The following is a 12,062-nucleotide window of genomic DNA, read 5'->3' as shown; positions in this document are numbered from 1 at the left end:
ACTATACTATAGGGCGAGTACCGTCTATTGCACTGTCAAGCCATGGCACTACTCACTCGCAGTTAGGGAAAAGGACGCCTCCATGCGCTACACGACATCATTTCTGATCGTTGCGCTGACCTGCTCAACAGGCAAAGCCAGCGCACAACAAGAGGCACCTCAAAACTGCGATCCGGCAATACAGGACTGTGCAGAGGTCAATCAGGTGGAAAATCTAAACCTGCCTCCCGTGGGTGACGCACAGAACTTCATATTCGGTATTGGTCCTGTTTTGGGGGCAGTCGGAGGTCTGGCCATTGCAACGGCTGCACGCGGCGGAGCAGCAACCTCAACCACATCCACAAATAAAAAGTAGATGCAACTCGCCTGAGGGCAAATGACGTGGCGCATGCTGCTTCCTGAAGAAAGCCACGGCGGAAAGACAAAGGGGACAAACCGTTGAAGCACTATGTAATTGCCCTTGCTCTCTGCGCATTGTCATCTTGTGGCGCTGCTTACCACAGCTCGCGCGTCATTCCTGGCACGACGGATACTGCAAAGGTTCGCGTTCTGCCGATCACGGCGCAGAATATCCTGTTGGCCAATCGACAGAGCTATACCCCCAGAACGTTGCCCGCAGCGTTTCATCAAACTGCCAACGGTGGAAGCGGATTGCGCACCGGGGGCATTGCACCTGACCCGGTCTATACCGCCGAAGTTCGGCCGCCGTCATTGGAAACCCGCCTTCCACCCGCAACCAACCCCACACCCTATCGAATTGGAATTGGGGATGTTGTGCTGCTGGCTACTCCATCCTCAACATCTGCCGAACAGCTTTCGGGTCTTCTGGCTGCACAAATCAGTCGACAGGGGTACACGGTTCAGGATGATGGCAGCATCGCGATAGCCTCTGCCGGGCGTGTCGAAATTGCTGACCTGACGCTGGAAGAAGCAGAGGCGCAGGTCTTTCAGCATCTTGTCAAAGCGCAGATCGAGCCGACATTTAGCCTCGAGATCGCTGAGTTCAACTCAAAGAAAATCGCAATTGGCGGAGCGGTGGCGCGGCCGGGCGTCCTACCAATCACCCTTGCCCCTTTGGAGCTGAAACAGGCACTCGCGCAGGCAGGTGGGGTCACAGGAAGAACCACGGATTTCACTTCTGTCAGGCTATATCGCGCTGGCACCATCTACCAAATCCCATTGGATAGTCTCTATTCCAGCCCAAAACTGGGCGCTGTCTTCCTTCAGGAAGGAGATAGCCTGTTTGTTGATGACGCCTATTCACTTGATCGCGCTGAAGCCTATTTCCGCCAGCACATTCAACTGGCTGAATTTCGCCAGAACAACCGCCGGGCTGCCCTGCAAAATCTGGGCGCTGAGATCGAGATCCAACGGGCGGCGCTTGACGAACAACGCGGTAGCTTTCTTGAAAAGGCACGTCTCGGAGCCGTTGAGCGTGACTATGTCTATCTAAGCGGTGAGGTGCAAAAGCAAGGACGCATGCCCCTCCCACTTGAGCGACAAGCAAGTCTTGCAGACGCCCTCTTTGAGGGTGCAAACGGGCTGTCAATCAAGACGGCTGACCCACGGCACGTTTATGTGCTGAGGGGATCCACGGACCCGATGGAGTTTGATGCCCTAACCGCTTGGCAGATTGACCTGCGAAACGCGGCAAACCTGTCTTTGGCCGCCCGGTTTGAGCTTCGCCCAAATGATGTGGTGTTTGTTGCCGAACAACCCGTCACACGCTGGAGCAGGACCATTGATCAGATTTCGCCATCACTGATCACCATGGGGGTGAGTGCAACCCAAAACTGAACCCGTCTCAATGGTTCTGTTTTGATAATGAGGTGGATCCCAAACAGGTGACGCCGGCAAATCGGCGGATCAACCGTTTCTTAGCACTTCCATGTTCTATTCCTGTTCATGCCGGTAAGGGGTCGGCGCAACAGGGTAATGACAACTCGATGCTTCATGGGGGTGATGCAATGACGTTCATATGGATTGGGCGCGCGATTTTTGCGTGCTTGTTAAAAAACTGTGCCGCACTGAAAGTATCGCAAACGCTCGCAATATGCGCAGCAGTTATTTTTACAGGGGCAGACCCCTCCATCGCCCTTACGCCGCGCACCCCCAAACCGGGTGCAACCATCGTTATTGGGAATGACTACGGAGGAAGCGTGCGCGAGAGGCACAATGAAATCCAGCGAATTAACGCATTGGGTCAACGCGTCGAAATTCGTGGGCAAATTTGCCTCTCAAGCTGCACAATGTTTCTGGGTGCGAAAAATGTCTGCGTTTCGTCCCGGACCACATTTGGATTTCACGGCCCCCACCGGTTCGGCTCCCGTCTGTCACCCGAGGAATTTGACCAATGGTCAAAGGTGATCGCTGCGTATTACCCCGCGTCGGTCAAATCCTGGTATCTGCAAAAAGCACGGCATCAAATCTACAAAATAGCGCGCCTAAAAGGCAGCGAGCTGGTCCGCCTTGGCGTCACCAAGTGCCAATAACAGGAGCAGCCTAGCTACCGGACCAAACAAAAGTGCTGCTCGGAATTCTGAACTGCGCTCCAAAGCTTCAAATCCTTGGCATAATATTTCTCTACAAGCCTCATGACCTCGGGGCAGTGATCGCCGGGCGCCAGGGTGTTGCTTTCCAATGCCCAGTTTTTCCCAAAGCAATCCCCGAGAGATCGCAGCCCTTCCGAGATCATTTCAAGCGTCGTCAAGGCATCTACGCACAGTCGCCCAGTGGCGTCGCATAGAAAACTGACCTGAGGTTGAAAATGTGGCCAAAACAGGAAGGCTTCAAACCCCTGTTCCGTTTCATTGCGACAGAACATGTCAAAATCCGAAAACCCCGACAGGTGCCTGCTAGCGAACTCTCGATCTGTTTGAAACGGCGAGTGATACTTCAAATAATTGAACGCGGACTGCAAACGCTGGGCGGGGTGGCGCAGGATTGCAAACTTGGGAAGGCGCCCAAAGCGAATGGGATCGAGTTTCGCGAGATAATGCACGGAATGGTGAGCGTTAATGTGGGTGGACCGGCTTGAAGAGATGCCTGGATATACGATCCCATTGACAAAAGTTCCCGCATTTTTGGGGATGTGAATGAAGATGACACTTTCAGTTTCATAAAGTGTAAAGGGCGATATCTTCCGCCCCGACGCATAAGACAGACGCCGATATGCCAACCGAGCGGAATGAAATGCTCGGCCCGGTAAAAACCCTGCTTTCGAGTGTGAACTGCGCTGCAAATCATGAGGAACCGGCGCCGGGTTCATTTCCCACTCCGCGCAAAATATATTTGCATCAAGAATAGAAGCACCAGCATCAAATTGTGTTTCAGCATATTCAAGCGTGTTTTTTTCTAACATCTTCTGCAACAAGAAACACACCCCTAGGTTGTCCTGTGGGTTATACTTGCAAAAAATTTACCAACATTCCACCGCTTCTGGACAACTGTTTTTTACTTTTGAGGAAGTTCGGATAATACTGTGCCAAGCTCTAATCGCATCAAGGCAACAGATCACAAAAATGATTGAAGAAACGACCCTTTCTGGCGTCTACAAGGTCACGCCGCCCCGGTATATTGACCAGCGCGGCTTTTTCTCGGAAAGCTGGAATCGAAAAAAACTCAGCGAGGCGGGGCTGGATTTGCCGGATTTTGTTCAGGACAACCACTCGTTGTCCCATGACATCGGAACGATACGCGGCCTACACTTTCAATCACCTCCGCACGCGCAGGGGAAACTGGTGCGTTGTGGCCGTGGTAAGATTTTTGATGTTGCGGTAGATGTGCGTCGCGGGTCACCCAACTATGGCAGTTGGGTCGCAGAGGAACTCAGCTATGAGAATGGGGTTCAACTTTGGATCCCTTCAGGGTTTCTGCATGGTTTCATGACACTCGAACCGGATAGCGAGATAATTTACAAATGTACTGACCACTACTCTCCGCAACACGATGGGGCCGTACGATGGGACAGTTGCGGAATTGATTGGCCGTTGGTTGGGAACTCCCCCCTCCTTTCAGAGAAGGATCAAGATGCGCCGCCTTTCTCTGATTTCACCTCCCCTTTCACCTACAAGGATGTGACATGAAGGTTTTGATCACAGGGGGCGCAGGATTCATTGGGTCTGCGGTTATGCGAAAGGCTGTGGCGCGAGGGCATGGCGTCATCAACCTAGATGCGTTGACCTATGCAGCCTGTCTGGAAAACGTGGCCAGCGTTGAACACGATCCGCTTTATCATTTTGAACATGCCGATATTCGCAACCGCGCCGCTCTGGACAGAATTCTCGTACAACATCAACCCGACATCATCATGCATCTGGCAGCCGAAAGCCACGTGGATCGGTCGATCGACGGGCCATCGGATTTCATCGAAACCAATGTCACGGGAACTTTCAACCTGCTTGAGGCGGCACGTGCCTATTGGGTTGGGAAGGATCGACCGGCATCTTTCAGGTTTCACCACATATCCACCGACGAGGTGTTCGGGTCGCTTCCTCAGAACCCCGAACAGCGATTTACAGAAACCACGTCTTACGACCCGCGCAGTCCCTATTCCGCCTCAAAAGCGGCCTCGGATCATTTGGTTCGTGCGTGGCATGAAACCTACGGGCTTCCGGTGGTTCTGACCAATTGCTCGAACAATTACGGTCCCTATCATTTCCCGGAAAAACTCATACCGCTGACCATCATCAACGCCATTGAAGGCAAGCCACTGCCGATCTACGGGGACGGTTCTAATATCCGCGACTGGCTTTTTGTCGAAGATCATGCCGAAGCGCTTTTGCTGGTTGCTGAAAAGGGTGCGCTGGGGCGCACATATGCCATTGGCGGCGAGAATGAGCGTACCAATCTGGAATTGGTGCATTCCCTCTGCGCGATACTGGATCAAATGCGCCCGAAAGTTTCTGGTCACTACATGGATCAGATCGAATTCGTCCCCGATCGTCCCGGACATGATGCCCGTTATTCCATCGATCCGTCGCGTATTCGCAATGAACTGGGTTGGCGTCCTTCGGTAACAGTCGAAGAGGGTCTGAAGAAGACCGTGGACTGGTATCTGACCAATGAGGATTGGTGGAGAAAACTGCTCTCTCGCCACGATGTCAGCAAACGGCTAGGAGTATCTTCATGATCCTGGTGTTTGGCAAAACCGGTCAGGTTGCGCGTGAGATCGCGACGTACCTGCCTGACGCAATCTGTCTGGAGCGCGAGCAGGCAGATCTTTCAATACCGGGTGCTTGTCGCGCCGCGATTCAATCCACCAAGCCCAGCGCTGTGATCAATGCAGCGGCCTTCACCGCTGTAGACCGGGCCGAGGAGGAGGACGACCTTGCCCATCAGGTCAATGGTGCGGCTCCTGTCGAAATGGCAGAGGCCTGCAAGGATCTTGGCATCCCGCTTATTCAGATTTCCACCGACTATGTGTTTGACGGGCGAGGCCACACTCCATTCACACCAAACTCCCCGACCCAACCCCTTGGCGTCTATGGCCAAAGCAAACTGGCCGCCGAAGTCGGAATACGTGAAACCGGCGCAACCCATGTGATCCTCCGTACATCCTGGGTGTTTTCCTGCCATGGCAACAACTTTGCCAAGACTATGCTGCGTCTTTCCAAGACACGGGATCACCTGAACGTCGTGGCCGATCAAATCGGAGGTCCGACACCGGCAAGCGCAATTGCGGAAGCATGTGTGAAAATTGCAGATCAACTGATCACTGCACCTGAGAAATCCGGTACCTACCATTTTACCGGTGCGCCTGATGTCAGCTGGGCAGATTTTGCCCGCGCCATCTTTTCCAGTGCAGATAAAACTGTTGCGGTAAATGACATTCCAAGCAGCGAATTTCCAACTCCAGCCAAACGTCCACTGAGCAGCCGCCTGGATTGTTCCCGGACCCAGCAGGTTTTTGGGATAAACCGTCCCGACTGGCAGCAGGCATTGGTTGGTATGATTGCGGATTTGAAGGGGAGCGCCACATGACACAGCGCAAAGGAATCATATTGGCCGGCGGATCAGGGACAAGGCTTTATCCGCTGACATTGGCCGTGTCGAAACAGTTGATGCCGGTCTATGACAAACCGATGATCTACTATCCTCTGACGGTCCTGATGCTTTCGAACATCCGCGAGATTGCGATCATCACAACCCCGCGTGATCAGGCACAATTTCAGGCACTTTTAGGGGATGGCAGCCAATGGGGCCTTACGCTGACCTACATCACGCAACCGACACCCGACGGGCTGGCGCAGGCCTACATTCTCGCGGAGGAGTTTCTGAACGGCGCTCCATCCGCCATGGTCTTGGGAGATAATATTTTCTTTGGACACGGTCTGCCCGAAGTGTTGCTCGCTGCGGATCAAAAGAAGCTTGGTGGGACGGTATTTGGCTATCATGTGGCTGATCCCGAACGTTACGGCGTTGTGACATTCGATGCAGAAGACCGGGCGCAAAGCATTGTCGAAAAACCCACACGGCCTGCATCAAAATACGCTGTGACGGGGCTGTATTTTCTGGATGGAGAAGCCCCGGCCCGCGCCCGCGAAATCAAACCCTCGGCAAGGGGCGAGTTAGAAATCGTGACGCTTCTGGAAAGCTATCTGCGCGATGGAACTCTTTCTGTAGAGAAAATGGGTCGCGGCTATGCCTGGCTTGACACAGGCACTCATGGATCATTGCTCGATGCAGGGAATTTTGTGCGCACCTTGTCCATGCGGCAAGGCATGCAATCCGGCTGCCCGGAAGAGATCGCATTTCAAAAGAAGTGGATTGATGCCGAGAGGATGAGAAAACACGCCCAAACCTATGACAAATCGGATTATGGGCAATACCTTAACAATCTTCTGACCGACCACAGCTGAAGGGTTTGGGTAGGTCATGGCGCGCTTGATCGGATTGCAAACCGAGACTGATGCTTTGAGAAATCTCGATTTTCTGCGCTTTGTGGCAAGCGTCGGAATTGTCGTCTATCACTCCAATGAGTTCTTCTTTCCACCCGAGCAACGTGCCTTGATCATCGCCCAACAGGGGTTTGGGCTTTATGTCGATCTGTTTTTCATGATCTCAGGCTTTGTTCTCGCCTATGTCTACGCAGGACGGATAAGCAACCTGCGTCGCTTTGCAGATTTCATGTGGCGACGGATCGCCCGGATCTATCCGCTTCACCTGGTGGTACTTGCCGTCAACATCGTGGTCTGGGCTGTGCTTCTGACACGCGGGGAAAGCGCAACGGCACCATCATTTGCACCGGGATGCATCACCCAGACAGCACTATTGGTTCAGGAATATTTCGACTGCGGCTCCCCATACATGTTCAATGGGGTGACATGGTCAATCAGCATTGAAATGGGGCTGTACATCTTGTTCCCACTCATTGCGTCACTCGCAATGCTCGGGCCCATCTGGATTGGGACAGTTTGCCTTCTCTTCACACTGACCGCCGCTTTTCTGCTGCCGGAATACAAGGAATGGGGGCATCTGCCGCATTTGCTAAGAGGATTGGTCAGTTTTCCGATTGGCGTTTTTCTTTATCGCATTCGGGATCGGCTGCCTGATCTGAAGGATAGAGGGTACGTGATGCTGGGATTGTCAGCGCTCGTTTTTATTGAAATGTGCCTTCCCATTCCGAGTTGGGTCACGATGCTGACGATCCTGGTGCTGTTTGTCGTTGCCGTGACATCAGACCATCATGGCAACGTGAGCGTTTTGGTGGCGATAGGCGCGCCACTTGGACAGCTGACCTATGCCATCTACATCTGGCATCGCGTGATCATCCTGGTGTTTATGAATGTAATCGCAGACAAGTTGATGCCCGGCAATCTGCCAGTGCTCCTAGGTATGAGTTTGCTCAGTTACGCCACGATCTTTGGTCTCAGCTACTGGGGATATCTGTGGATCGAACGGCCGGCCCGCAAAGCGCTCACGGCTGTTCCCGAACGGATTTTCACCGGGGTCGAACGGAGGGTACGTTGAGCAGACGCAAACGGATTTGGTTTATCGGCCAATGCCCTCCACCCATGCATGGTCAATCCATCTACAATGAACGCATGGCTTCTGGCCTGTCGCAAATCGGCGCTCTCATCCGTCTTCCTTTAGGCGGGAGCACATTTGGTAAGATCTGGCGCGCTATTCTGAATCCACTTCTCCTGCTGGTTGGCCTGCGCAACGGAGATATCGTGTACAGCTCTCTGCCCGGTCAGAATGGCATTTGGTTTTTCCTTCCCACCGCACTTGCGCTGCGTCTGAGGCGTATACGGTTTTACACCCACCATCATAGTTATCGCGCAATCGCTCTAGGGCCATTGCCCGCATTGAAACTGCTTGGAAGCCTGTCCGACGGCTATGCCACCCATATTCTGCTCAGTGAAAAAATGCGCGACCAATATCAGGCTCTTTATCGTGTGAATTCCCGAGAGCGTTTTTTGTGTCTGCCGAACGCCGCCCTATTCTCACATCCCACCGCTGCCGTCCCGCCTCGCCGCGAAGGCGCCCCCGTGGCCGGGCATTTGAGCGTAATTACGGCGGATAAGGGCGCACCATATCTTCTGGAACTTTGGAAGGATTACATTGCACAAGGTGGGCGCGGCAAGTTGGTCCTTGCAGGCCCTATCCCGGACGCGGAGTTGCGCCATGAGGTTGAGGTAGCCGTGGACCGGAGCGACGGACGTATCCGCTGGCTTGGCCCCATATCAGGAACGAAAAAGCAGTCTTTTTTCGAAGAAATCGATCTTTTGATATTGCCGACCAAATTGGTTGATGAGGCTGACCCGTTGGTGTTGCTGGAAGCCTATAGCGCGGGTGCTGCGGTGTTTGCACCTGACCGCGGCTGCATTCGCTCCCGCCTGATTTCAGATCAGTGGTTGATGACCATGGATCTCAGCAGCGACCTGCCCAGCCTGCATGAGCGTATGAAAGATGTGGTGAACGCAAGAAACCACCTTCCCGATCAGATGCACTCCCATGCGCAGAGGTTACAAAATGCAGCGGAAGACGATGCCGTCTCATTCCTTTCGGAGTTCGATGTTACTGCGGACGAGGCGCGGGCCATCCTTCGCAATATGCGCTCCTAACAGCTCTATTCGGCGAAATACCTCTTGTGCATGGCTAAGCGACGGGACACATCCTGACCCAGCCGATCATGTCGCAATCCCAATTTGTACCCGAAGTATTTCACGCTACTGACAGCAAGAGATCTGGGTATCTGTCCCCATCGGTTCTGCCGCCACAAGTAGCGAACCTGATCAAGGGCGACACGCACACCTTCACCTTCTGGGCGCCCAAATTCTTCAAGGATCCACGCCTGCTGTTTCTGAAAGACCCCCGTATCGAAATACCGGCGGAACTCTTCCCGGATCGTGTAATTGTGCGAATGGCGCGCGCGTGCTTCTGCGACGTATGCAACCGACCAGCCAGCCTGTAAAAGCCGTGCTGCCACGAACATGTCTTCCGCGAGGATCACATTCGAGGGAAACCCACCGATACCTTGCAGCGCCTCCCTTCGATAAGCTGCAAAGGAGTTCGACAGAAAGCATTTACGAATTCCCGCCGGATATGAGGATGTTATCGACGTCACATAGGAATCCGTCCCATAACTTCTCAAGCGGGCATGGGTTGCAATGTCATCTGCATCATGGTGTGGCAACTGTCGACCAAATGCTGCGGCGATATTTGAGGCCTCGAATGCCGCAACAAGCTTGGCAGCCGCCTCAGGTTCATTCAAAACCGCATCTTGGGTGAGGAACAGCAGAATATCGTCTTTGACCTTAGAGGCGGCAAGTGATCTGGTGCCCCCGTGATTGAACGTTCCATGCGGCACATCCCAGACTTCAAACCCATGCTTTAAAGCAAGATCGCGTGATCCGTCCGACGACCCACTATCCAACACAAGTTTTGTATTAAAGCGTAGTGTCTGGCCGCCAATTGCAGCCAAACAATCCTCGAAAACCACGCCACCATTCAGAACAGGAATTATCAAAGCAACCATTTGATGCCTCAGCTAACCCCACTGTATTTGGGGCGTATGTGAGCGATGAGTCCAATGATAACAGAGGAGCTTAAAACCACCGCAGACACAATGTATAGTTGTTTTATGCATCAAGTCAACTTACTGGATTAAAACTTGATTTACTTGTAATATCAAGTTTTACCACCTAAGCTACTGGACAATTACTCTTCCTATGGTGGTGCTTTGATCTCCAACATCATCAAATTCCTGACCGGGCGCGAATATACGCTGTCTCTAAAAGACCTGCGATACCTTGTCAGCAAAGCAGGAGGTTCCGCGATCCGCGGATTGCTGCTCTACGGCATCCGGCGCGGTCGGTTGGTTTTTCTGGGACGCGGGGTCGTATTGATCGCAAAATCTCAGATCCACCTCGCGCCCGGGGCAGCCATCGGCCACCATTCATATCTGGATGCTTCATCACATCGCGGCGTGAAAATCGCGCACGGCGCAACTTTGCGCGAGTTTTGCTGGGTGCAATGCCGCAGTGGGCTTGGTGAGATGGGAGAGGGGCTCGAGATAGGGGAACGCGCCTATATCGGTCCTCATGCGTCGATCGGAGTGGGTGGGATGGTGCGGATCGGGGCGGGCACGCAAATTGGTGCTGGGCTGCGCCTGTCGGCTGAGCAGCATAGCTTGGGCAATGATGGGTCTTTTACCGATGGCACAACTGAACGGGTCGGGATCACGATTGGCGAGAATGTATGGATCGGCAATAATGTCACCATTCTTGATGGTGTGGTCATCGGCGACAAGGCGGTCATTGGTGCCGGGGCTGTGGTAACACGCTCCATCGCGGCGGGGATGGTGGCGACAGGTGTGCCAGCACGAGAAACTCGCACAATCACACCTCCCCGAACAGATGGCGGTTCTTCATGACCCGGGTGCTGCTCGACTGCCGCCCGGTTCGAGACCCGATCAGCGGTGTTGCACGTTATTGCCTTGGTCTGTCTGAAGCGCTGACGCGGCTTGCACGACAAGAATTCGACCACTTCGTCCAGACACAAAGGGGGAAGAACAGCTTTGTCTCTCTTCTGCCAACATCTGACACACAGATCTCTTCACGCATTTTTGCCGGGGACCGCCGCATTCAAAACGCGCTACTCGAATATCTGCCGCGCTTGCAAAGCCTCTTGATCCCAGGTCAGCACGACATCCTTCACGAAACCTATTTTGCAAATCTTGGAACCCGCCACGGCAAACCCAAGCTTGCCACAATCCATGATATCATTCCCTTGGATCGCCCCGAATTTTTCTCGCGCCGCAATGTTATATATTCCAAGCGCAATTTTCACCGGCAAGCTCGTGAGGCAGATCACATAATTGCCGTGTCAGAGTTTACCCGACAGCGCATTCTTGATTTCTATCCGGAAGCGGAAAATCGCATCAGCGTCATAGGAAATGGTGTTGACGCTTCAATCCTCAACCGACCTGTTGCGCAGCGCTTGAAGCCGGATGATACTCTCGCCCAGCGCCCGTTTGTGGGCTTTGTTGGCAATGTGGAGCCTCGCAAAAACCTCGTGACAATGGCGCGGGGATTTGACCAGGCCTTTCCCAAAGGCAGCGGATGGCAAATGGTGATTGCCGGGCGGATGAACTTCGACGCAGACCGTATTTTGACAGAGATCACCTCAATCCTCGGGGATCGATTTACTTATCTCGGTCCAGTGGATGAGGCCCGAAAATGGCAGGTGCTGGCCCATGCACAAGCGGTTGTGATGGCATCAGAATATGAAGGCTTCGGCATTCCGATCTATGAGGGTTACGCTGTGGACACCCCAGTGATGATTGCCAACAATAGCTCAATGACCGAACTGGCTGTCACCCCTCAGCAGTTATTCCCAACATTCTCACCAGATGCCCTCGCAGAGGGTTTGCGGGCAATTGCGGATGGCGCGGATTGGGTTGAACACGCACGGAAGAGTGGCGCGAACCGGGTAGCGTCACAAAGCTGGGATGAGGTTGCTATGGCCACGTCGGCCATCTACGAAAAACTTGCCTAAAGCTGCTTCCGGCCATTCTGAAACCCTCCAATTAATCAAACGTGAACTCCCCACGCGCT

The 12,062-nt window shown here is 53.4% G+C and carries 13 protein-coding genes; 11 read left to right on the top strand and 2 right to left on the bottom strand.

What is annotated here, in order from left to right; translation table 11 throughout:
* Positions 1-82 precede the first annotated feature (82 nt).
* The 3 genes from O2N63_RS03195 (at position 83) to O2N63_RS03185 (ending at position 2,492) form a co-directional block, all read left to right on the top strand.
* Complete coding sequence (locus O2N63_RS03195; protein ID WP_271052684.1) at positions 83-355, top strand: hypothetical protein; 273 nt, start codon at positions 83-85, stop codon at positions 353-355.
* 83 nt (positions 356-438) lie between these two features.
* Positions 439-1,797 carry a polysaccharide biosynthesis/export family protein gene (locus O2N63_RS03190; RefSeq protein WP_271052683.1) on the top strand — a complete coding sequence of 453 codons (1,359 nt, stop codon included), beginning with the start codon at positions 439-441 and terminating at the stop codon, positions 1,795-1,797.
* A gap of 32 nt (positions 1,798-1,829) precedes the next feature.
* Positions 1,830-2,492 (top strand): hypothetical protein, encoded by a 663-nt coding sequence (locus tag O2N63_RS03185; RefSeq protein WP_271052682.1) that lies wholly within the window; start codon positions 1,830-1,832, stop codon positions 2,490-2,492.
* Between the two features lie 14 nt (positions 2,493-2,506).
* On the opposite strand, the gene O2N63_RS03180 is transcribed toward O2N63_RS03185, so the two are convergent.
* Positions 2,507-3,373 carry a sulfotransferase family 2 domain-containing protein gene (locus O2N63_RS03180; RefSeq protein WP_271052681.1) on the bottom strand — a complete coding sequence of 289 codons (867 nt, stop codon included), beginning with the start codon at positions 3,371-3,373 and terminating at the stop codon, positions 2,507-2,509.
* 148 nt (positions 3,374-3,521) lie between these two features.
* Here O2N63_RS03180 and rfbC point away from each other — a divergent pair, with 148 nt between their 5' ends.
* From rfbC to O2N63_RS03150, 6 genes are read left to right on the top strand one after another with little or no spacing between them, the layout of a single operon-like run.
* Positions 3,522-4,085: a dTDP-4-dehydrorhamnose 3,5-epimerase gene (gene rfbC, locus O2N63_RS03175; protein WP_271052826.1), complete on the top strand. Its 564-nt coding sequence runs from the start codon at positions 3,522-3,524 to the stop codon at positions 4,083-4,085.
* The gene (rfbB, locus tag O2N63_RS03170) at positions 4,082-5,131 is read left to right on the top strand and encodes a dTDP-glucose 4,6-dehydratase (protein ID WP_271052680.1); all 1,050 of its coding nucleotides are present in this window, start codon (positions 4,082-4,084) and stop codon (positions 5,129-5,131) included. Before rfbC ends, rfbB begins: the two co-directional genes overlap by 4 nt.
* Positions 5,128-5,982, top strand: coding sequence for a dTDP-4-dehydrorhamnose reductase (gene rfbD, locus O2N63_RS03165; RefSeq protein ID WP_271052678.1), 855 nt, complete (start codon positions 5,128-5,130; stop codon positions 5,980-5,982). The genes rfbB and rfbD overlap by 4 nt, the downstream gene beginning before the upstream one ends.
* Positions 5,979-6,860: a glucose-1-phosphate thymidylyltransferase RfbA gene (gene rfbA / locus O2N63_RS03160; protein ID WP_271052676.1), complete on the top strand. Its 882-nt coding sequence runs from the start codon at positions 5,979-5,981 to the stop codon at positions 6,858-6,860. The genes rfbD and rfbA overlap by 4 nt, the downstream gene beginning before the upstream one ends.
* A 16-nt stretch (positions 6,861-6,876) precedes the next feature.
* Positions 6,877-7,971: an acyltransferase family protein gene (locus O2N63_RS03155; RefSeq protein WP_271052675.1), complete on the top strand. Its 1,095-nt coding sequence runs from the start codon at positions 6,877-6,879 to the stop codon at positions 7,969-7,971.
* Entirely contained in the window at positions 7,968-9,068 is a 1,101-nt protein-coding gene (locus tag O2N63_RS03150) for a glycosyltransferase family 4 protein (RefSeq protein ID WP_271052674.1), read from the top strand. Before O2N63_RS03155 ends, O2N63_RS03150 begins: the two co-directional genes overlap by 4 nt.
* Positions 9,069-9,073: 5 nt before the next feature.
* Here the strand turns inward: O2N63_RS03150 and O2N63_RS03145 are convergent, their stop codons facing one another.
* Complete coding sequence (locus O2N63_RS03145) at positions 9,074-9,982, bottom strand: glycosyltransferase (protein WP_271052673.1); 909 nt, start codon at positions 9,980-9,982, stop codon at positions 9,074-9,076.
* A 204-nt stretch (positions 9,983-10,186) separates the two neighbouring features.
* Here O2N63_RS03145 and O2N63_RS03140 point away from each other — a divergent pair, with 204 nt between their 5' ends.
* Together O2N63_RS03140 and O2N63_RS03135 are read left to right on the top strand one after the other, a co-directional pair.
* Positions 10,187-10,879, top strand: a complete 693-nt coding sequence (locus tag O2N63_RS03140; protein WP_271052672.1) for an acyltransferase — start codon at positions 10,187-10,189, stop codon at positions 10,877-10,879.
* Entirely contained in the window at positions 10,876-12,003 is a 1,128-nt protein-coding gene (locus O2N63_RS03135) for a glycosyltransferase family 4 protein (protein ID WP_271052671.1), read from the top strand. The genes O2N63_RS03140 and O2N63_RS03135 overlap by 4 nt, the downstream gene beginning before the upstream one ends.
* Positions 12,004-12,062: the final 59 nt, after the last annotated feature.

It is taken from the genome of Aliiroseovarius salicola, assembly GCF_027891095.1.
GTDB classification, from domain to species: Bacteria; Pseudomonadota; Alphaproteobacteria; order Rhodobacterales; family Rhodobacteraceae; genus Aliiroseovarius; species Aliiroseovarius salicola.
This window is presented reverse-complemented; position numbering and strand designations above follow the sequence as displayed.

Coding starts and splice junctions, on each gene's coding strand:
- O2N63_RS03195 (WP_271052684.1), top strand. CDS start 83: ATGCGCTACACGACATCATTTCTGATCGTTGCGCTGACCTGCTCAACA.
- rfbD (WP_271052678.1), top strand. CDS start 5,128: ATGATCCTGGTGTTTGGCAAAACCGGTCAGGTTGCGCGTGAGATCGCG.
- rfbA (WP_271052676.1), top strand. CDS start 5,979: ATGACACAGCGCAAAGGAATCATATTGGCCGGCGGATCAGGGACAAGG.
- rfbB (WP_271052680.1), top strand. CDS start 4,082: ATGAAGGTTTTGATCACAGGGGGCGCAGGATTCATTGGGTCTGCGGTT.
- O2N63_RS03135 (WP_271052671.1), top strand. CDS start 10,876: ATGACCCGGGTGCTGCTCGACTGCCGCCCGGTTCGAGACCCGATCAGC.
- O2N63_RS03155 (WP_271052675.1), top strand. CDS start 6,877: ATGGCGCGCTTGATCGGATTGCAAACCGAGACTGATGCTTTGAGAAAT.
- O2N63_RS03145 (WP_271052673.1), bottom strand. CDS start 9,982: ATGGTTGCTTTGATAATTCCTGTTCTGAATGGTGGCGTGGTTTTCGAG.
- rfbC (WP_271052826.1), top strand. CDS start 3,522: ATGATTGAAGAAACGACCCTTTCTGGCGTCTACAAGGTCACGCCGCCC.